Below are 20656 nucleotides of genomic sequence, written 5' to 3'. Positions count from 1 at the left end.
TGTGGCTGAGGTTGTGGGAAACCGACGGGGAAGAGGAACCACCCCCCCCGCTGGGGCGGCTAGGGCACACAATGTGGTGCCCCCGCCGCTGGGATGGCGGCGGGCGCGGTGCGTGTTACGGAACTACAGGCGTGGTGCGTGTTACGGGACTATGCGGAGGAGCTTGTTGGGCGAGCCGGTGCCCGGGTTGCCCACCACATTGTTCGTGGCGCCGTTCACCAGGGCCGTGGCAACCTGGGCCGGGGTGGCGGTGGTGTGTCCGGCGAGGTAGATGGCGGCCGCTCCGGCTACATGAGGCGTGGCCATCGAGGTGCCGGAGATGGAGCTGCTCGCCGTGTCCGAGGTGTTCCAGGCGCTGGTGATGGCGCTGCCCGGGGCGAACAGGTCGACGCGCGTGCCGTAGTTGGAGTAGCTGGCGCGCGCGTCCGTGCTGGTGGTCGCGCCCACGGTGATGGCGTCGGCGACACGGGCCGGCGAGTAGTTCTGGGCGTTGAGCCCGTTGTTGCCGGCGGCGACCGCGTAGGTCACACCGCTGTTGATGGAGTTCTGCACCGCGGTGTCCAGCGCGGCGTTGGCGCCACCGCCGAGGGACATGTTCGCGACCGAGGGACCCGAGTGGTTCTGGGTCACCCAGTCGATGCCGGCGATGACCCCGGCCGTGGTGCCGGAGCCCGCGTTGTTGAGCACGCGCACGCCCACGATCCTGGCCTTCTTGGCCACGCCGTAGACATTGCCCGCGACATTGGCCGCCACATGCGTGCCGTGGCCGTTGCCGTCCTGCGCGGTGTTGTCGCCGTCGACGGCGTCGTAACCGTACGAGGCCCGGCCGCCGAAGTCCTGGTGCGTGATGCGGACTCCGGTGTCGATGACGTAGACCGTGGTGCCCTGGCCGGCCGTGTCGGGGTACGTGTACTGCTGGTTCAGCGGGAGCGCGGCCTGGTCGATCCGGTCCAGGCCCCACGACGGCGGGTTGGTCTGGGTGGCGAGCGCGTGCACCTCGCTGTCCTGGAAGACCTTGTCCACGGCCGGGTCGGCGGCCAGTCTCCGCGCCTGCTCGGGCGAGAGGTTGGCGGCGTAGCCGTTGAGGGCCGCCGAGTACGTGTGCTCGACCGTACCGCCGTACTCCGCCACGACGCTCCGGCCCGCCGCGGAGGCGGACTTGAGGCCGGACGTCTTCTTCAGCGTGACGATGTAGCTGCCCGCCACGGCGTCCTTGGCGCCGACGACGGTGCCGACCGCGGGGGCCGCCTGTGCGGGAGCGGATACCGCCCCGAGAGCCGCGGCTGCCGCCGCCGCGGTGATCGCGGCAGCGATCCGCGTCCTGCTGGTACGCATCCTTGCCATGGTGAGGGGTCCTCCTCATCGAGGTGCGCGGGGGTGCGTGCGCAATGTGGGGGACGCATACGGGTGTATGCGCAAGGCGGTGCGCATGGTTCCGGTGCCCGCCTGTGGGAGAACGATCGCGGAGGCCCCGCACCCCCGACAAGATGGTCTGCGGCCATGTCATCGATATGACATGGCCATGCAATGACTTGGCAATGACGGTAAATCAAGCACCTGTTGTGGAGCCCGGGCGGACGATCATCAGGACCGTGACCGTGGCCCAGAGGAGATTGAAGATCCCGGTGACCATGGCGAGACGGGCGGTGGCCCGGCGCGACTCCGGCTGTGAGGGCTCCTGTCGGTGCTCTGCTCGCGGGGTCTCGGTTCCGGCCGGGGCGGTCGCCATCGCTTCGATCCCGGTCAACAGGGCTTCCTGACGCGGGAGTACGAGCGCTCCCAGGACCCCGGCCGCGATGACGGTCAGCACGATCGAGACGATCAGCCAGGTGTCCCCGAGCACACCCATCGAGTTCGCGGTGGCGAGGCCGAAGACCGGGACCGCCACACCCATCACGGCATAGACACGGCAGATCCGGTGCAGCAGCCGTACCCACGCCACCGCCTGCGGATCGGTGGGATCGGCCGTCGCGCGCCGGGCGGTGGGCGGGAACATGCTGGCTGCCACGGTGACCGGTCCGATCGCGACGATCGCGGCCAGGACATGAACGGTCAGAAGGAATTTCGTCACAGGTGGGGACGCTAGGCGGTGCCCCGTCCGGTCAGTAGTGGCCTGAGTGCCATGATTCAACGGATTCTCGCCAGGAGGTTTGCGCGGCGGGTTCACGCGTCGGCCGCGCGGGATCCGTTGCGTGCGGAACAGGATCTGTTACGTATGAAATCGGACACACCGTGGAATCCGCACTGCTCGGGGGCGGCCCTGGCGGTAATCCGTCGGTGGCTTAGCATCTCGCCATGCACACCGTGGCCGTACTCGCGCTCGACCAGGTCATCTCCTTCGACCTGGCCACCCCCATCGAGGTGTTCTCCCGCACCCGGCTGCCCGACGGCCGCGCCGCCTACCGCGTCCTGATCTGCGCCCCGACGGACGAGGTAGACGCGGGCCCGTTCGTCCTGCGCGCCCCGCACGGCCTCGACGCGCTGCGTGAGGCGGACACGATCATCGTCCCGGGCACCTCGGAGGACGCCGGCCCCGCCCCCGCCGCCGTACTCGACGCGCTCCGCGAGGCCGCGGCGCACGGCACCCGTATCGCCTCCATCTGCGCGGGCGCCTTTGTCCTCGCCGCCACCGGCCTCCTCGACGGCCTGCGCGCCACCACCCACTGGGTGGCCGCCCCCAGGCTGGCGGAACTTCATCCAAAGATCGGTGTCGACCCCGATGTGCTCTATGTCGACAACGGACAGTTCCTCACCTCGGCCGGGGCCGCCGCAGGACTCGACCTCTGTCTGCACATGGTCCGCAAGGACCACGGCTCCGCGGTCGCGGCCGACACGGCCCGGCTCTCGGTCATGCCCCTCGAACGCGAGGGCGGCCAGGCCCAGTTCATCGTGCACGCCCAGCCGCCCACGCCCGCCGGAGCCACCATGGAGCCGCTGCTCCGGTGGCTGGACGAGAACGCCGACCAGGACCTGACCCTCGACGACATCGCCGTACGGGCCCGGATGAGCAGCCGTACCCTCAGCCGGCGCTTCCGCGAGCAGACCGGCACCACACCCCTGCGCTGGCTCCACCGCGCCCGGATCCGCCGCGCCCAGTACCTCCTCGAAACCACCACCCACTCCGTGGACCGCATCGCGACCCAGGCCGGATTCGGCTCCCCCACGGCCTTCCGCGAACGCTTCAAGCGCGTCGTCGGCACCAGCCCGGGCACGTACCGCCGCGCCTTCCGCGGAACCGGCGGCTGACCAGCGGCTCGGCGGTGGCATACCGGCCGCCGAGCGGATGCCGTTCACCCGGCGATGACCGGCCGTTGACCAGCCGATGACCGGCGACTGGTAAGGATGTGCCACCTGGGGCAACCGGCTGGAATTCGACGATCAACATGCCATCCCCACATAGCAGTTGCTGTGGCAGACTGCCCGAAAACGGTGGTGTTGCTCGGGGGTGGGAGATGAGCGAGCCGCGGTCTGCTCCGACGATCGGGCAGCTCGTCCTCAGCAGACAGTTGCGTGCCCTGCGGCAGAACGCGGGGCTGAGCAGGGAGCAGGCCGGCAAGCTGCTCCGTATCACGCAGGCCACCATACGGCGGATGGAAACGGCCGAGGTCGGCCTGAAAATCCCCTACCTGCAGATCCTGCTGCCCGCATACGGAGTGTCCGGCCCCGAGGCCGAAGTCTTTCTGCGGCTGGCCGAGGAGGCCAACGAGCCCGGCTGGTGGCAGCGTTACCACGACATCCTCCCGGAGTGGTTCAGCGGATACGTCAGCCTCGAAGAGGCCGCCACGACCATCCGGGTCTACGAACCGCACTTCGTACCGGGGCTGCTCCAGACCGAGGACTACGCCCGCCAGGTCCTCACCACCGGAGCGCTGGGACGGACGGCCGACTCCGAGCGGATAGAACGCCATGTCTCCCTGCGCTGCCGGCGCCAGGCCCTGCTCACCCGTGCGGACGCGCCGACCTACTGGGCCGTCCTGGACGAGACCGTCCTGCGCAGACCGGTCGGCTCGGCGGCGGTGATGCGGGCGCAGATCGACCGGCTGCTGGAGGCGACGGAGCTGCCGAACGTGACGCTCCAGATAGCCGAACTGGGCGCGGGCCACCACCCGGGCACGTACAGCCCGTTCGTACTGTTCCGCTTCGATGTGCCCGAAGTGCCGGACATGGTCTATATCGAGTATCTGACCGGGGCGCTCTATCTCGACGAGGAGCACGAGGTCGCCGAGCACATGGAAGCGATGGACAGGATGGTGGCGCACGCGGAGCCCGCGAGCCGCACGCGAGACCTGCTGATGGCGCTGCGCAAGGGATTCTGACCCGTCGGCTCCGGGTATCGGCTCCGGTCCATCGGCTCCGGCTGCCGGTTCTGACCTGCTTCGTGGGTACGGACGGAGCGCGCGCCAAAACTCGGATGCTCCGGAGGCATGGGCTGCGCTAGCGTCCGGGCACATGGCCCCTTCCCGTACGCGCCCCGCGTATACCGCCGATGAACGGACCCAGCTTCTCGGCTGGCTCGACATGCAGCGCGCGATCATCCACTGGAAGTGCGAAGGACTCTCCGAAGCGGACGCGCACCGCCCCGTCCTCCCCTCCTCACCAATGATGTCCATGGCCGGACTGGTCTCCCACATGCGGTGGGCCGAGCACCTCTGGTTCGAGGTCATCCTGATGGGCCGGCCGGCGGAGGGGCCCATGTTCGAGGAGGCCGATGACGCCGACATGATGGTCGAGGGCATTCCGCTCGCGCAGCTCCTGGAGGAGTACGAGCGGCAGTGTGCGGTGTCGGACGAACTCGTCGCGGCCCATGGCCTGGACGACGTTGGCCGGCATCCGGACTTCAAGGCCTCGGCGGCGAGTGTGCGGTGGATGGTGCTGCACATGATCGAGGAGACGGCGCGGCACGCGGGTCACGCGGATGCGATCCGGGAGCTGCTCGACGGGGAGACGGGTTATTACTGACGGGCTCTTATTGAGCGAGCCCGCGGGGGATGGGTGTGGCGAGGAGCTGGGTGACCTCTTCGGCTTCGGGGGATTCCAGCTCCCGGTAGATGCTCAGCGCCTCGGTCCAGCAGGCACGGGCACGGGCGGTCTGGCCGATACCGGCCAGACCCTTGCCGAGTACGGTCAGTACGTTCGCCCGGCGCCAATCGCCGCCCACCTCGCTCAGCAGATTGAGGGCTCGTTCGGCGGGAGCGATGGCCCGGGCGGGGCGGTCGGCGGCCAGATGGGCTTCGGCGAGTTGGAAGCGTGTCATGCCCTCCCAGAAGGGGTGGCGGGCTTCTTTGAAAATGTCGACGGCCTCCGACAGGACTTGTGTCGCCCGTTCTTGTCGGCCTTCAACGGTCAGGGCCATGCCCAGGGCGTACAGCGCGTTGCCGACGCGGAGACCGGCTCGCATGCTTCGTAGCATGTCCAGACCCTGTTCGGCACTGCGGATGGCGGATGGGGCGTCGCCCAGAGCGAGTTGAGCACGCGCGAGGTTACAGAGGGCGGAGGCCTCACCGGAACGGTCACCATTCGCGCGGAAGGCCGCGATGGCCCGGCGGAAGTGGTCCTGAGCCTCGGCGTGCCGGTTCCGGTAGAGCGCGATGATTCCCTGCTGGTCGGGGACGAGGCCTGCGGAAAGCGAGTCGTGCGACACGATGGCTGCGGCCATCGCCGCCTCGGCCTCCCTGTCCGCTTCCTCGAACCGCCCGGCGACGACATGGGCCTGGGAGAGACAGACCCGTGCTCGTACTTCCGCGCGCGTGTCCGATGTCGCGCGCGCCGCCTCGCAGACCGATTCCGCCGCCGCTGTGTACGCCTGACCGTAGGTTCCCGACTCGGCCAAATCACGCGAGGCGAGCAGGAGGTCGACAGCTCGCCGCAGTGTGTCGCGACCGGTGGAACGGTGGACGTGGGCCAGAAGACAACGCGCCTCGTCGTACTGCCAGTCACGTGCCTCGCGTCTGTTACGGAACGGGAGCCCGGGAAGGGCCGTCGGCTCCAGATGCTCGATCAGCGGGTCGTCCGGGCGGTCCGTCGCGTACACCGCCTTCGCTGTGACCAGATAGAAGTCCAGCAGGCGTGACATCGCCGACTCGCACTCCGAAGGCGGCTGTTCGTCGCGCTCCGCGCATTCACGCGCGTAAAGACGCACCAGGTCATGGTGGCGATAGCGGCCCGGCGCAGTCGATTCGAGCTGAGACGCATCGACCAGGGACTCCATCAGATCCTTCGTCTCGTCGAGCGGCAGGTCCAGTACGACGGATGCCGCGGCCAGCGAGATATCGGGGCCATCGGGAAGTCCGAGCAACCGGAACGCGCGCGCCTGGGCGGGTTCGAGCTGCTGGTAGCCGACTTCGAAGACGGCCCTGACCGCCAGATCATCGGCCTGTAGTTCATCCAGGCGCCGACGCTCGTCGGCGAGTGCGCCGGCGACGGACTTGATCGTCCATGAGGGGCGGGCGGCGATACGTGAAGCGATGATGCGGATGGCGAGCGGCAGAAAGCCACAGGCGGCGACCACATCAAGGGTGGCCTTGCGTTCGGCGGCGGCGCGCTTCTCGCCGACGATGCTCGCGAAGAGTTCGAGAGCCTCTTCCGGTGCCATGACATCGAGGTTCAGGTGGCGCACACCGGGCAGATAGGCTATCTTCCTGCGGCTCGTGACCAAGGTCGCGGAGCCTGTTGGGCCGGGAAGCAGGGGCCGGACCTGCTCCGTGTCCCGGGCGTTGTCCAGCAGAATGAGGACGCGGCGGCCCTCTAACAGCGAACGGTAGAGCGCTTCCCGTTCCGCCAAGGAGTCAGGGACTGCCGAGTCGGCGGTGCCGAGAGCGCGCAGGAAGCCGCCGAGCACGGCCCCGGGGTCGGCGGCGTGATTGCCGCTCCCCTGAAGGTCGACATAAAGCTGGCCGTCCGGAAAGTGTTCGAGGGCATCGTGGGCGATCCGTGCCGCGAGTGCGGTCTTGCCGACGCCCGCGATACCCGAGACCGAGGAGATCGCTATGACGGATGCCTTGGCCCGGGAGACCAGGCTGTCGCGCAACTCCTGGACGAAGGCGGTGCGGCCAGTGAAGTCTTGTACGTCCGCCGGAAGTTGCCTCGGCACCACTACCTGCGCTTCGGCATCCACGGCCTCTCGTGCTGTCAACACGCTCAGTCCCGGGTCCGCCGCCAGAATGCGCTGCTGGAGATCGGAGAGTCGGCGGCCCGGTTCGACGCCCAGCTCATCCGCGAGGAGCCGACGGGTGTCGGCATATACGGCGAGAGCCTCGGCCTGCCTCCCGCTCCGGTACAGCGCCAGCATCAGCAGCTCGCGCAGCCGCTCCCGCAGGGGATGTTGCGCAGCCAGCGCGGTCAGTTCAGGGACCACCTCGGCATGGGCTCCACCCTCCAGGTCCAACTCCAGCCGTTCCTCGATGAGTTCCAGGCGCCAGTTCGTGAGGTAGTTCCGCTGGTTCTCGGCGAACGGCCCTGGGATCCCTGCCAGCGGTTCGCCGTCCCACAGCGCCACCGCCGCGTCGAGCAGTTCGCGCACAAGGGCCGGGTACCTCTGCCGACCGGCGTGCGCGGCCTCGTCCACCAGCCCCTCGGCCCTGCCCATATCAAGGGCGTCGGGCTCGATCCGCAGTGTGTAGCCCTCGTGCTTACTGATGAGGACATCACGGCCGAGGATCTTGCGGAGGCGGGATGCATAGGTTCGCACCGCGGCAAGTGCCATGGCGGGCGGATCGTCGCCCCACACCGCTTGGATGAGTTGTGGGGCGGTGGCGGTCCGCTCGGGATACAGCAACAGTGCTGCCAGCACAGCACGTTGCTGAGGCGATCCGCTCGGCAGCAGAGTTCCGTCACGCCATACACGGACCGGACCGAGCACACTGAATCGGAGCCCTTCTTTCCCCTGCCCGGAAGGCAGCTCCGGAGGCAGGAGGGAGCCTCTGCGGAACAACACGTCGAGCTCGATCGATTCGACCGGGGTCCTCCGGAGTACCTCTCGATATACCCGGGTCAGCTCGGGGCCGGGCTCCAGGCCCAGCTCATCGGTGAGCAGCCGACGCGTGTCTTCGTACACGGTGAGTGCGTCCGCGTCCCGGCCGCTTCCGTGGAGTGCGAGCATCAGCAGCGAGCGGAAGCGTTCCCGCAAGGGATGTTCGGCCGTCAGGGTGCTGAGCTCCGCAACGGCCTCCGCGTAATGGCCCAGGCGTACATCGAGTTGGCATCGGGCCTCCAGCATCTGGAGCCGCCATTCGACGAGTTGACCGCGCTCGATCTCCGCGAACCGGCCCGGCACTGCGGCGAGCGGTTCGCCTTGGAACAGCGCGAGTGCCTCGGCCAAGTACGTGTGGGCGTGGGGCAGTTCATCAGCCGCCCACGCGGTGCGTGCTTCCTCGTAGTAGCCCTCGGCCAACGTGAGATCCAGTACGTCGGGCCGGTAGGAGGAGAAGTCCAGCTGGTAGCCGACATCCCTCACCCGGACGATCGCCACTCTGGAGCTGGACTCTCTGCGGAACTCTCTCCGTAGCCGGGAAATATAGGTATTCAGCGCGCTCATGGCAGTGTGTGGTGGCGTCCCACCCCACACGGCGTCGATGAGCTGTCCCATCGATACCGCGCGACCGTCGCTCAGCAGCAGCGGTGTGAGCACGGCGCGCAGCTTGGGCGACAGACGGAGCGGCTCATCCCCCCGCCAGGCCAGTTCCGGCCCCAGGACCGTAAAACGCAGCGGTCCCGCGCTGGGCGAGGCCCGGGGTACGGACGGGACCTCCACGAGCGACGGGCTCGACGGGCTCGACACGCTTGGCGGCGGCCCGTACAGCCTGTCGAATGCCGGGCTCACCAGGGCCGCGAACGCCGACGTGCCCTCCGGCAGCGCGGCCGGGCCCGCCGGGTCGGCGAGCAGGGCGGCGAAGTCCGGCATACGCCCGAGATAGGGCTCCAGGACGCGCCCCACCGCCTCGACCACATCGATCGACTGCTCCATGCTGAGCCCGGTGGCGAGCAACTCCCGGACGCCGGGCTTGAAGTCGTACAGCGTGTCACCCCGCCGCGTCGCCGGCGGCAGCCGAAGCGGCGGTGTCCGCTGTCCGCCCTCCGTGAGCGGCTGGAGCAGCCCGCCGAGCAGTACTTCCGCGACGATCGCCGAGGAGCTGCCCGGGAGTGTGGCCGTACGGACGAGCTGCATCACCGGCATGCTCAGCGGTCTGATCGCGGACAGCCGTACGGCAAGCTGGTAGGCCCCTGGCGAGAAGGAACCCCGGAACTGCTCGATCAGCCCGCTCGGCGCGATCTCCCCGGTCCCGCTCTCCTCCGGCAGGGACTCCGGCAAGAGCAGGCCCGGCTCATCGGCGGCTCCGACGTCGAGCATCACCGTATCGACCAGACGCGGCAGCCCCGGTCTGGTCAGCAGCCGGGCCCACGACGCCAGCGAGGACGGCGACAGGGCGAGGACCGGTACGGGCAGTCGGCCGGGCAGCCGGTCCGCCACCCCGGTTGCTACTCCGGCCGGTGCACCGCTCGCCGGCGCCCCTTCACGTCCGTCACCCGCCGTCCCGACCGGGCCCCCGCTCAGCGGATCCAGCACCGCCAGATCACCGCTCAGCCCGAACGACCGCTCCGCCTTCAGAAGTTGGGCCTGCGCGTCGAACGCCGTGCCCCGCCACAACCGCCTCGGCAGCGGCGACAGCAGCGCCACCGGACCGGTTCGTCCCCATGCCGCCACCGCACGGCCCATCGCCGCCGTCCGCCAGGCCGGATGCACCCCGTCCGTCAGCACCAGGGTGACCGGCGACTCCGTACGCGGAGCGCTGCCGTACGCACGCGGCCTGCGCGGATTCCAGCGGTGGACCTCGACCGAACGGAAGACCCCGCCGCGCTCCAGCAGCCGTCGTACATCCAGTACGAGCCCCCGCCACACCCGCATGGACGTGGAGTCGTCGACCAGCAGCACCGCGCTGTGCCGCAGCTCCCGGTCCGGGCGCGAGACCACGTCCAGGACCCCGGTCTCGGCGGTGAGCCAGACCGTGGCGTCGATGTCCACCACCGTGCGCTGCCGGTGGTCCCGGTAGCCGCGCAGCGGGCGCATCGACCGGGCCAGGCCCTGCATTCCTGGCAGGGCGCGCGGCCCGGGGGCCCGTACGGAACGGGCCCGGCCACCCGACGAGGTCCCTGCCGAGTCCCCGGCGGTGAACAGGGAGTGCCGACGGCTCGCCCCGGCCGCTGTCTCTGGCTCCGCTCCCGGCTCCGGCATGGCGGGCACGGAGGGTGCCGTACCCTCCGCCCGCGCGGAACCGGCACCGCCGGCCGACGGCGGTACGGTCCCTTCCGCACCGGAACCACCAGAACCGCCAACAGCGCCAGAACCATCAGAAGCCCCGGCCGCACCCGCCACCCCGGGAAGCGCTGCCCGTACCGCCCGGCCGCTCCGTCCGCCGTCCATCACCCGGGCCAGCCACAGCACATCGAGCAGCTCCGCGCCCCCGACCGCGTGGCCGATGCCCACACCGTCCAGAACCCGCCGCAGCCGCTCCAGCCGTTCCAGTCCCTCCGGCCGGTCCGCCCCCTCCGGCCCCGCTAACCGCCCCCGCCCCTCCATCACGCGGGAAACGCCTCGTCCAGCCGGTGCATCACCGCGTTCAGCAGCTCGTCCTGGCCGATATCGGCCCCGCTCAGCCGCAGATGCACCGCCGCCAGCAACTGATCGGTCGCCAGGGTCTGTACGGCCGCACGGCCCAAGAAGGTCTCGATGAGGTCGTCGGCATCGGCCAGCGCTTCCTCGCCCAGGTTCTGCCGCACGATGTCCCGGAGCCTGCCCTCGTCCGGGTCCGGCAGATCGAGCCGTACGCACCGGCGCAGAAAGGCGGGCGGGAAGTCCCGTTCGCCGTTGCTGGTCATGACGACGATCGGGAAGTGGGCGCAGGACACCATGCCGCGCTCGACCCGCACCCGGTCCCTGCCGCCGGTGACGAGGACATCCGCGCTCTGCTGGTGCTCGGGCAGCCGCGCCAGCTCCGGGATCTCGAACTCGCCCTCCTCCAGGACCACCAGCAGATCGTTGGGCAGATCGATGTCGGCCTTGTCCAGCTCGTCGATGAGCAGGACACGCGGACCGTCCGCCGCGGCGAGCGCCGTACCGAGCGGGCCGAGCCGCAGATAGTCACCGATGTCCGAGTCCCGTACGGAGTGCCCCGCCGCGAGACGCCTCAGCCGGTTCAGCCGATGCGCGGAGCTACGGGCGGAGGCAGCGGCGGAGCTACGGGCAGAGGCGCCGGCGGAGCTACGGGCGGAGAGGCCGGCGGACGTACGGGCCGACTCGCGCTCGCGTCGCAGCGAGGCCTCGCGGAGGCGGCCCACCGCGTCGTACCGGTACAGCGCGTCCGCCAGCGTCGAGCGGCTGTTCACCGACCAGCGCAGCACCTCCCCGAGCCCGAGATCCTCCGCGATCGCGCGCGCGAGGGAGCTCTTGCCCGTGCCGGGGCGGCCCGTGACCAGCAGCGGACGGCGCAGATGCAGGGCCGCGTTGACGACCCCGACCTCGTTCGCGCTCATCAGATAACGCTGCTCCCGCTGCCGGCGCCGGGACGCGGGGAAGAGCCGCCAGGGCGGCGGCTCCGGGAGATCCGACGTACCGCGGAAGACCCACCAGTCCTCGGCGTCAGCGTGCTCGCCGCCGATCCCGGAGCCGCCTGTCCCGGAGCTGCCCGCCCCGGAACTGCCGGAGCTGCCCGAGCTGTTGATGTCTGAGCCGGTGTTCTCGGACTCCGGACCGTTCGGCACGACGTGGTCTCCTCGACGAATACGGTTCATGGCTGGGTCAGCGCCCAGGCGTCGGGCGCGAGCGGCGGCGGTCTGTGGTCGGGGCCGTCGTGCAGGAGCGAGAGCCGCCGGCCGTGGTGGGCCGCGGACTCCGGGTCGGCCAGCGCCTTCGCGCGCTCCATCCGGACCGCCTCGGGAATCCCCGTATGGTCGACGCCCTCCACCAGTGCGAGCAGGTCCGCCGCGATCCGCTCGCCGTGGTCCTCGCGGTGCCACAGCACCGTATGCACACCGGCCTGGATGCACTGGCGCAGCACCATGCCGTGGTGTTTGCGCTCGCACGACACCACGACGATCCCCGCCTCGGAGTGGACCTCAAGGATCGCCTGGGCCACCGCGGGGTCGGCGGAGCGCTGGTCGAGGACCAGCCGGCGCGAGGACGGCAGCGCGTCCGTGCGCCGCTTCCATCCCGCGTACGTCTCCCGTGTCCGCCCCGAGCTGCGCAGCACCACCCGCCGGGCGATACCGGGGAAGAACCCGCCGTCGTCCGCGCCGCCGGGGAACTCCCAGGTGTCGACCTCCAGCCGCAGCCACGCCGGGGCCACGAAGAACTCGACGAGCGCGGGCTCCGGATGCTCCCGCACCTCGGTGCGCAGCACATGGCGGACGGCCTCCACCACCTGCTGGCTGGAGACCTCCGTGTCCTGGGTCAGCACCACCTCGTGGCGGCCGTCCCCGGTCCACACCCAGATCTGGTACGTGAACCGGTGCCCGGGAGGTACGGGAAGCAACTCCACCTGGACCCGGGGCGGGGCGGTCGTCCTGCCCGTACGCGCCGTGCCCGTGCGCCGGGACTCGGCGCGGACATCCGCCCTGAACTGGTCGACGGCCCCGGCCGCGACACCCAGCCGGGGACCTGTCATCTCCACCCACGCGTCGAGATCGTCCGACAGATCCGCCCCCGCGCCACCCGTTCCGCGCTCCGCCACACCGATCCGTACCACCGCCTGCAACAGTGGCGGCACCGGCTGGTCCGGGTGCGACGGATAGCCCTCCAGGGTGTCGGTGGCCTCGGCGAGGCCTGAGACGACGGGCAGTTCGTCCGCGTACGGCAGTACGGTACGGAGCAGTGCGGCCGGTTCGGCGGCGCGGCACTGGGCGAGCAGCCCGTTGAGATCCCGTCGCTGACGGAGTGTCAGATGCTCTCCGGGGCTGACCACCCGTGCCACCCGCAGCAGTTGGTCCCAGCCGGACATCCATCCGGGCGCGGCGAAGGCACCGGCACCGGCGGCGGGGGCTGCCGATCCGGTCAGCCGTGTGTGTACCGCGTCCAGCAGCTCCGGTACGCCCCGGCGGACACCCAGGGCCAGGGCCACCAGCGAGTGGATGTCGGCCGCCTGCCCCGCCGACTGCCTGCCGAGCCTCGCCGCGAGCCGCTGCTCGCACTCCATGACCGCCGCCGGTTCGGGGAGCAGCCGCTCCAGGGCCGCGAGCAGCCGCTGGACACCGCGCGCCGACATCGGGACCGACACCGGTGGCAGCGTGGGCAGTTCGGCCTCGACGGACGGCAGGCCGATCGCGTACACCGTTCCCGCCCGCCCCGGCGGCCCGTCCGGCGCCGCGACATGGGCGGCCACCACCAGACCCACCACGGCCTGCCGCTCCCGGTCCCACAGCGGCCCACCGCTGAACCCCTCCGTCACCGTGCCGCCCACCACGTCCAGCGCGATCCACGGCGGAGTGGAGACCCGCGGCACCGCGCGCAGTGTGGGAAGGGTGTGGCCGCTGGCCCACAGGGCGACGACCTCGTTCCTGTCCCGGTGGGTGAGGAAGGGCGCGGGCTCGGCGCCGGCCGGGGCGGGCTCGTCGAGTTCGAGTACGGCCAGATCCCCGTGGTACGGGAGCATCCCGGCCGGCGGGAGAGTGCCGGCCGCGCCCGCCACCGGCTCCGAGCGCGGCGGGCGCCACATCGCGGTGACCACCCGCCCGGTCAGATCACGGTCCGCCGCCACATGCGGCAGCCGGAGCCGTATCCCCTGTCCCTGGGCCGGCGTCGGCCGTTCGAAACGGTCGCGCCCCAGCGCGCTGTTGACGACATGGGCACAGGTGAGGACCAGCCGGTCGGTGAGGAGGACACCGGCGCCGACGGGGCGGGTCCCGTCCCGTACGGACACGAACGCCCGGTGCAGCGCCGCGTCGGACGAGCCGTCGGAAAGAGCAGGGCTCACGTCCGTACGCTTCCCCTCACGAGGCCGCGGACGGCGCCGTACTGCCGTTCGTCGCCGCTCTGGCGGCGGCCGGGCCGTTCGTCGTCGCATCACCCGTCGGCGCACCGGCCGCGGCCGTGCCCGGATCCGGAGCGGGAACCGGCGGCGCGGCGGCCAGATTCCAGGTCGCGGAAACCGTGAAACTCGCCTCGCCGCTGCCGGAGAAGACACCCAGGCTCAGATCGCTGCCCAGCGTCACGCCGAACTCGACCGTCACCTCGTCGGGCCGGTGCACCGACTCCGAGAGCGACCGGTGGATACCGCCGAGCACCCCGCTCAGCGGGCGCAGCGCGTCCGCGAGCACCTCGCCGCTGCGGGTGACCGCCTGCGTGGTACGGGAGCCGACACTCACCGGCAGCGCGGTCCCGAAGCCGTCCGGCAGTTCCAGACCGTCCGCCGCGTCGGGCACGGCCCCTGCCGGTACGCCGCTTTCAGTGCTTTCCGTACTGTCCGCCGCTCCGGCCGGAGCCAGTCGCAGGCGTACCACGGAACCGTCGTCGAACATGAGCCGTACATCCCCCATGCGCGCAATTCTGGCACGCCCCGGGGCTCCCCGTCGTACGTTCGCCGCCGCCCGCCGTCCCCGCTCTTGATCTCCCGGCCATCTCCCGGTGATCCGCCCGCCATGCGCCCGAACTCTTCGCGAACATTTGCCGGTCAGGCCGCCGACCGTTCCATTCGTGCGCCGAACCGCGGCTGTTCAGCTCTCTGCCATCGCGGCGCCACGGCCCATCAGGACAGTGCGCGTGTCACATGCATTCATCAGTACAAGGAGTACGAGATGGGCACAGCAGACAACAACGGCAAGCCGGCAAGAAGGGCGCTGCTCCAGGCGGCCCTCGCCGTGCCGGCCGCGGGCGCGGCGGCGACGCTGCTCAATGTCTCACCGGCGCAGGCGGACGCGAGCGCCCCCTACGGCGGGCGGTTCGACGACGAGGTCCCGCGGTTCGCGCTGGCCGTTCTCCCGGACACGCAGTACCTTTTCGACGCCGACAGCGCCGACCCGGCGCCGCTGCGCGAGACCTTCCGCTACCTGGTGTCCGAGCGCAAAGAGGCCAACATCGCCTTCATGACGCACCTCGGTGATGTCACCGAGCACGGCACCGAGGACGAGATCGGACTCGCCGCCGACACCTTCTCCATCCTGGAGGGCCAGGTGCCCTACAGCGTGCTGGCGGGCAACCACGACATCAACGGGGCCGACGACCAGCGGGGCGACTCCCCGTACCTCAAGGAGTTCGGTCCGCGGCGCTACGCCTCCATGCCGACCTTCGGCGGCGCCTCCCCCGACGGCTACAACAGCTTCCACATCGTGCGCGCGGCCGGCCGTGAGTGGCTGGTCCTCGCCCTGGACTGGCGGGTCTCCGACGCAGGTCTCGGCTGGGCGCGCTCGGTCCTCGACCAGCACCGCACGCTGCCCGCGATCCTCACCACCCATGACATCGCCGCGTCCGACGACGACGGCAAGGCCGAGCTGTCCGGCAACGGACAGCGGCTGTGGAACGGTCTGATCCGCGACCACGACCAGATCTTCCTCGCGCTGGGCGGCCACTACTGGCCTCCGGGCCGTACGGTCCTCAAGAACGCCGCGGGCAACGATGTCCATGTCCACATCACCAACTACCAGGACCGCTACTACGGCGGCGCCGGGATGATCCGGCTGTACGGCTTCGATGTCGCCCGCGGAGTCATCGACGTCGAGACGTTCTCGCCCTGGTTCCTCGCGCGCAATCCGGAGAAGCGGACGCCGCTGGAGGCCGAGACGATCGAACTGACCGGGCCCACCGACCGGTTCAGCCTGGACATCGACTTCGCCGCCCGGTTCGCCGGCTTCGCCCCGGCCGTACCGCCGCCGGCCCGTCCGGCCTCCGCGGTGATGCCGCGCGGTACGGTCGCGTACTGGCGGTTCGACTCGTCCGGCCTCCGGGACGCGGGCACCCCGGGAGCCCCCGTCGCCGACGGAAAGGTCGCCCGCGACCTGACCGGCAACGGCAACGACCTGACCGTGAGCCGGCTGCACTCCAGCGGTGCCGACGCGCTCACCTGGTCCGAGGAGCACCACACGGGCCAGCCCGCGCACGCGAGCCTGCGTTTCGACGGCGGCAAGTCCCCGGACCGCGGCGCGATCCTCACCACCTCCGCCAACGCACCGCTCAACAGCACCACGTTCACCTCGGGTTACACCATCGAGACCTTCATCAAGCTGCCGGAGCCCTTCGAGGGCGACCACGCCTGGATGGGCATCCTGAGCTGGGAGGGCCGCAACAGCGAGGCGGGCAAGACCACCGGCTGGTCGCCCGACGAGCCCACGTGCAGCCTCAACATCTCGCCGGAGCGGTTCATCCAGTTCGTCGTCTACGCGTACCGCCAGGACGCCGACCCGACCTCCTGGAGCCACGCCCTGCCGGTCGGGCGCTGGACGCACATCGCGGTGGTCAACGACGGCCGCCGTACGGTGATGTACGTCGACGGCTCGAAGATCGCCCGTAACCCCAGCCAGGCGTCGACGGGCATCGCCACGCTCGGCAAGCCCTTCGTCATCGGCGCGACCCAGTTCGACGAGCAGTTCGGCCAGGGCTTCTACGGCTGGATCGGCGACACCCGGATCGTCAGCAGGGCGCTCCAGCCGAAGGACTTCCTCACGCCGTTCGCGTAACGGGCGGGAGGCCGCGGTACGGGCCTCCGCGTCCGCGGTCCGCGCCGGGGGTCCACGCGGGTCAGGAACCCCCGGCGCGCCGGCGTCTGCGGTTGCCCAGGCCCGCGTGGGCGCCCCGGCCCCGGCGCCAGTGGTGGGTGAGCAGCAGGAAGACGGTGGCGAGGACGGCGACCGCCTGGGCGATCGCGGCGACGGACTTCTCGGTGAACCAGAGCGGCTCGTACATGTTCGGGAAGGGGCCGAGCGTGCCGACGTCGACGTACCGGTACACCAGCAGCAGCGCCAGCCCGCCCGCCGCCACGCACCAGGCGAAGAGATCGCTGATCAGCCGGTGCCAGACCAGCACGAGCAGGGCCGCGAGCGAGGCGAGAGCGGCCTCGATACGGAAGAGCGTGCCCTGGCTGATGTTCTCCGAGACGAAGTCGTACCCGTCGGCGAGATGGGCGTGGACATAGGCGTCCACCGCCAGACCGGCGGCGGCCACCAGCCGGGCGGCCCCCCTCAGCACACGGAGCTTCCGTCCGCGGCGGGGGGATACGACGGACGTGCCTGAGGACATCGTTTCTCCTGTCTCACCGGTGGCTGCGGACGGGCCCTGGGGGGAGTCGGGGGATCAGTAGAGACCGCCGGTGTCCTGCTGCGGGGTCGTGTTCCTGTTGCCCGCGGTGTCGACGACGTACCACCTGTGGTGGAAGGAGATATCGCCCTGGCCATTGGTGTCGCCGGGCTTGTGGTCGTCCTCGAAGGTGTACAGGGGGTGCCCGTTGTAGGTGACCTGCCGGGCGCCGTCACTCCGGGTGGTGGTGGCGAGCAGCCGCTCCTTGACGCCGCCGCTGCCCGCAGCCGCCCTTCCGTTTCCGGCGACGGTCAGCGGAGGCCAGACCGTGACGCAGGGTCCCGTGCAGGTGGACACATTCTCCTTGTCGCCCTCGAAGAGATAGAGCGTGCGGCCCGCGCCGTCGACCAGGATCGTACCGAGTCCGGTGGACCGCGCGGACACCTCGCCCCTGCCCGGTGGGGAGGGGCCCGCATCGCTGGACACCGGGGGTGAGGGCGCGGATCGAGCGGGCGTCTCCGCGGTGAGGCCGTCGGGCGCCGCCCGGGACCGCGCCGCCGCCGGACCGCCCGTACCGCTCCCGGCGCAGCCGGCTGCCGCGGTGCAGAGCAGAGCCACGGCCAGGGCACGGGCCGTGCTGGACGTGCTCCTCATCGGGGCTCCTCCGATCCGGCGCTCTTCATCGAGGCTCCTTCGATCCGGCCGTCCGCCGAGCGCCCGGTCGGGGCCACACCCCCCACTACACGGCACCGCCCGGCACCGGGCCACCGGACAGAGCCGTACGACGTACCCGCGCCGGACGCCCGAGGCGGCGGCCGGAGTCCCAGAACGGCCCGCCGCCGCTCCCGGAAGGGCCCTCGTTCTCGGAGGAATGATTGTCCGACACATCCGGTACATCCGGCACGTCCCTGCCCGTACGATCCTCCATGACCGGGCCGCAGTAAGGAGTCTGACGCCGTGACAGCAGTATCCAAGAGCGCGGGGAACCGGCCGGCGAGGGGCGGGGGACGCCCGCGCCCGCGCTCTCCGCGCCCCCGGATCGGCCGCTGGATCGCCCTGGCCGCCGCCCTGCTCGTGCTGGGCACTTCCGGGGCCGGCGGCTGGATCTACACCCGGCTCAGCGGCAATATCCACCGCGCGGGCGTGGACGGGGCGCTCGGCGACAACCGGCCCAGCGCCACCCAGGGCGGCCGCAACATCCTGATCATCGGCTCCGACAGCCGCAGCGGTACGGGCGACAGCTACGGCAGGGGCCTGACCACCATGCAGTCCGACACCCTGATACTGCTCCACCTCGGCGGCGACGGGCGGTGGGCCACCGTGGTGTCCTTCCCCCGTGACTCCTGGGTCCGGATCCCCGGCTGCGACCAGGGCGGCGGCGCCTACTCCGTACCGCACCACTTCAAGATCAACGCGGCGTTCGCCATCGGGGGTTCGACCGGCGACACGGGCAGAGCCGCCGCCTGCGCGATCAGGACCGTCGAGGAGAACACCCGCGTCCGCGTCGACCACTTCCTCATCGTGGACTTCCGCGGGTTCACCGGGATGGTCAACGCCCTCGGGGGAGTCGAGGTCTGTCCCCGGCGGCCCATCCACGACAGAAAAGCCCATCTCGATCTGCGCGCGGGCTGCCAGACGGTCAAGGACTCCCAGGCCCTCGGTTATGTGCGCGCCCGCTACAGCCTCGGCGACGGAACGGACATCGGGCGGATCGGCCGCCAGCAGGAGTTCATGCGGGCCCTCGCCGACCGGGCCAAGGCCAGGCTCTACGACCCCGGGGCCCTGTACGGATTCCTCGACTCGGCCACCGGATCACTGACCACCGATCCCGAACTCGCCGGTCTCAAGCCCCTCTACCAACTGGCCACGGACATCAAGAGGGTGCCCACCGAACGGATTTCGTTTCTGACCGTCCCCAACTACCCACGGGAACGGGACGTTCCCAGCGACAAGGCCAATGTCGTCTGGAACGCCCCTGCCGCGCGGCGGCTGTTCACCGCCCTCGCCCTCGACCGGGAGATGACCGAGTCCGGACTGGACGAGGCGGCCCGCACGCTGCCCCCGGCGGCGAACACCATCCGCGTCACCGTCCTCAACGGCACCGGTGTGACCGGGAAGGCCCGTGAGACGGCCGGGCGGCTGCGCGCGCTGGGTTTCCGTATCGCCGCGACCGGCAACGCGCCCGCACGGGCCGCCCGTACCACCCTCACCTACCCCGAGGGCCTCGCGGCCCAGGCCGGGACGGTGGCGGCACAGCTCCCCGGCGTGGTTCCGGCCTCCTCGGACAGGGCCGCCCCGGATACGGTGACGCTCACCATCGGCCCCGATCTGCCCCCGATCGGCGGCTGAACGCGGTCTCTTCCAAAGGGACATGACGGTAGACGTCAGGTCAACTGCGGCAGCGACAGCAGGGCCTGGTAGGCGCTCTGGATGAAGCGGTGGCCGACGGCCGGGCCGGTGTTCGCCAGGGCGGCCACGGCGGTGCGGTGGTGCGGACAGAATCCGGCGAAGGCGGTGAAGCCCCGGGTGCCGCCGGAGTGGTGGTACACATCGCCGTCCGGCCGGACCCGGATGTTCCAGACGAGCGCCAGCCGCTTGGCGCCGCCGGGCAGCGCGAGCCGGGGGCGGACCACATCCGCGAGGGCCGTCCCGAGAGGCTGTCGTTCGGCCGGGGGGTCCAGCAGGGCGTCGAGCAGGGTCAGCAGATCGCCGGCGGTGGACCGGATCGCGCCCGCCGGGGCGAGCCCCGGGATCCGCCAGGGCGGCCGGGGGCGCCCGTGCAGATGGCCGGTGGCCTGCGGAGCACCGGGCGCGCAGGTCGTCCCGTACAGACCGAGCGGGTCCAACACCCGGTCCGCGAGGAGTTCCCCGTACCCCCGCCGGCCCGGCACGGCCCGCGCCAGGAGATGCCCGAGGAGCCCCACACCGAAGTTCGAGTACCGCACCCGCTCGCCGGGAGGGGCGGACAGGCGGGTTCTGGCGAGTGCGCGCAGCAGATCGTCGGTGCGGAAGCCGGCGTACGGATTGGTGAACCAGCGCGGGACCGCCCCGGCGAGCAGCCCGGGCGGCAGCCGGGGCAGCCCGGAGGTGTGGGTGGCCAGGTGAAGCAGGGTGATGGGGCCGCCGCGGGGCGCGGGAACGGTCCCGCCCGGCAGGAACCGGGTGAGGGGATCGTCGTACGAGACCTCGCCACGGGCGGCCAGTTCGGCCAGCAGCAGCGAGGTGAAGCACTTGGTCAGTGAACCGATCTCGAACCGGGTGGCGGCTGTGACCGGTGACCCGCCCTCGCGCGCGGTGCTGCCATAGGTCAGCACGGCCCGCCGGTCACCGTGGCGGAGCGCCACGGCGACCCCGGTGGCGCCACGGGCCGCGGCGGCGATGGCCGCCGCGGGACCGTGGGCCCAGGCGGGAGGGGACGGCGGGGGGCCCGCCGGCGACTCCCTT

At 71.0% G+C, this 20656-nt stretch carries 14 protein-coding genes and 1 pseudogene; 5 read left to right on the top strand and 10 right to left on the bottom strand.

Annotation, left to right across the window (positions count from 1 at the left end; genetic code table 11):
* Positions 1–141 precede the first annotated feature (141 nt).
* Both ACFU9P_RS02815 and ACFU9P_RS02810 read right to left on the bottom strand, forming a co-directional pair.
* Entirely contained in the window at positions 142–1344 is a 1203-nt protein-coding gene (locus ACFU9P_RS02815) for a S8 family peptidase (protein WP_376384882.1), read from the bottom strand.
* Between the two features lie 205 nt (positions 1345–1549).
* The gene (locus tag ACFU9P_RS02810) at positions 1550–2071 is read right to left on the bottom strand and encodes a protease (RefSeq protein ID WP_384077390.1); all 522 of its coding nucleotides are present in this window, start codon (positions 2069–2071) and stop codon (positions 1550–1552) included.
* 224 nt (positions 2072–2295) lie between these two features.
* Between ACFU9P_RS02810 and ACFU9P_RS02805 the strand changes: the two genes are divergently transcribed.
* From ACFU9P_RS02805 to ACFU9P_RS02795, 3 genes are all read left to right on the top strand, one after another.
* A complete protein-coding gene (locus ACFU9P_RS02805) occupies positions 2296–3246 on the top strand; it encodes a GlxA family transcriptional regulator (RefSeq protein ID WP_384077388.1) in 951 nt (316 codons plus the stop codon).
* A gap of 206 nt (positions 3247–3452) precedes the next feature.
* On the top strand, positions 3453–4316 hold the full coding sequence (locus ACFU9P_RS02800; RefSeq protein WP_384077386.1) for a helix-turn-helix domain-containing protein: 864 nt from the start codon (positions 3453–3455) through the stop codon (positions 4314–4316).
* A 133-nt stretch (positions 4317–4449) separates the two neighbouring features.
* Entirely contained in the window at positions 4450–4959 is a 510-nt protein-coding gene (locus ACFU9P_RS02795; RefSeq protein WP_384077384.1) for a DinB family protein, read from the top strand.
* A 7-nt stretch (positions 4960–4966) separates the two neighbouring features.
* Here ACFU9P_RS02795 and ACFU9P_RS02790 read toward each other — a convergent pair whose 3' ends face one another.
* The 5 genes and pseudogenes from ACFU9P_RS02790 to ACFU9P_RS02770 form a co-directional block, all read right to left on the bottom strand.
* The gene (locus ACFU9P_RS02790) at positions 4967–7930 is read right to left on the bottom strand and encodes a BTAD domain-containing putative transcriptional regulator (protein ID WP_384077904.1); all 2964 of its coding nucleotides are present in this window, start codon (positions 7928–7930) and stop codon (positions 4967–4969) included.
* Positions 7931–7978: 48 nt separating this feature from the next.
* Positions 7979–10573: pseudogene (locus ACFU9P_RS02785) on the bottom strand (SAV_2336 N-terminal domain-related protein); the annotation flags it as partial.
* Complete coding sequence (locus tag ACFU9P_RS02780; RefSeq protein ID WP_384077382.1) at positions 10573–11754, bottom strand: AAA family ATPase; 1182 nt, start codon at positions 11752–11754, stop codon at positions 10573–10575. The gene ACFU9P_RS02780 and the pseudogene ACFU9P_RS02785, both read right to left, overlap by 1 nt.
* Positions 11755–11780: 26 nt before the next feature.
* Positions 11781–13961, bottom strand: a complete 2181-nt coding sequence (locus ACFU9P_RS02775; protein ID WP_384077380.1) for a serine protease — start codon at positions 13959–13961, stop codon at positions 11781–11783.
* A 16-nt stretch (positions 13962–13977) separates the two neighbouring features.
* A complete protein-coding gene (locus tag ACFU9P_RS02770; RefSeq protein ID WP_384077378.1) occupies positions 13978–14523 on the bottom strand; it encodes a CU044_2847 family protein in 546 nt (181 codons plus the stop codon).
* Positions 14524–14781: 258 nt separating this feature from the next.
* Here ACFU9P_RS02770 and ACFU9P_RS02765 point away from each other — a divergent pair, with 258 nt between their 5' ends.
* Positions 14782–16656: a LamG-like jellyroll fold domain-containing protein gene (locus ACFU9P_RS02765; RefSeq protein WP_384077376.1), complete on the top strand. Its 1875-nt coding sequence runs from the start codon at positions 14782–14784 to the stop codon at positions 16654–16656.
* Positions 16657–16717: 61 nt separating this feature from the next.
* Here ACFU9P_RS02765 and ACFU9P_RS02760 read toward each other — a convergent pair whose 3' ends face one another.
* Complete coding sequence (locus ACFU9P_RS02760; RefSeq protein ID WP_376384855.1) at positions 16718–17164, bottom strand: hypothetical protein; 447 nt, start codon at positions 17162–17164, stop codon at positions 16718–16720.
* 105 nt (positions 17165–17269) lie between these two features.
* Positions 17270–17866: a hypothetical protein gene (locus ACFU9P_RS02755; protein ID WP_384077374.1), complete on the bottom strand. Its 597-nt coding sequence runs from the start codon at positions 17864–17866 to the stop codon at positions 17270–17272.
* 303 nt (positions 17867–18169) lie between these two features.
* On the opposite strand from ACFU9P_RS02755, the gene ACFU9P_RS02750 reads away from it, so the two are divergent.
* Positions 18170–19561 carry an LCP family protein gene (locus tag ACFU9P_RS02750; RefSeq protein WP_384077372.1) on the top strand — a complete coding sequence of 464 codons (1392 nt, stop codon included), beginning with the start codon at positions 18170–18172 and terminating at the stop codon, positions 19559–19561.
* A 35-nt stretch (positions 19562–19596) separates the two neighbouring features.
* Here the strand turns inward: ACFU9P_RS02750 and ACFU9P_RS02745 are convergent.
* The coding region (locus ACFU9P_RS02745; protein WP_384077370.1) for a serine hydrolase domain-containing protein at positions 19597–20656 on the bottom strand (1060 nt) is incomplete at its 5' end.

It is taken from the genome of Streptomyces sp. NPDC057617, from assembly GCF_042800555.1.
Taxonomy (GTDB): Bacteria; Actinomycetota; Actinomycetes; order Streptomycetales; family Streptomycetaceae; genus Streptomyces.
Note: the sequence above shows the minus strand (reverse complement) of the source record. Positions and strands in the feature narration are given on the sequence as shown.

Excerpts from the sequence above, each read along its gene's own strand:
- ACFU9P_RS02815 (WP_376384882.1), bottom strand. The coding sequence starts at position 1,344 with ATGGCAAGGATGCGTACCAGCAGGACGCGGATCGCTGCCGCGATCACC.
- ACFU9P_RS02805 (WP_384077388.1), top strand. The coding sequence starts at position 2,296 with ATGCACACCGTGGCCGTACTCGCGCTCGACCAGGTCATCTCCTTCGAC.
- ACFU9P_RS02800 (WP_384077386.1), top strand. The coding sequence starts at position 3,453 with ATGAGCGAGCCGCGGTCTGCTCCGACGATCGGGCAGCTCGTCCTCAGC.
- ACFU9P_RS02795 (WP_384077384.1), top strand. The coding sequence starts at position 4,450 with ATGGCCCCTTCCCGTACGCGCCCCGCGTATACCGCCGATGAACGGACC.
- ACFU9P_RS02770 (WP_384077378.1), bottom strand. The coding sequence starts at position 14,523 with ATGGGGGATGTACGGCTCATGTTCGACGACGGTTCCGTGGTACGCCTG.
- ACFU9P_RS02765 (WP_384077376.1), top strand. The coding sequence starts at position 14,782 with ATGGGCACAGCAGACAACAACGGCAAGCCGGCAAGAAGGGCGCTGCTC.
- ACFU9P_RS02755 (WP_384077374.1), bottom strand. The coding sequence starts at position 17,866 with ATGAGGAGCACGTCCAGCACGGCCCGTGCCCTGGCCGTGGCTCTGCTC.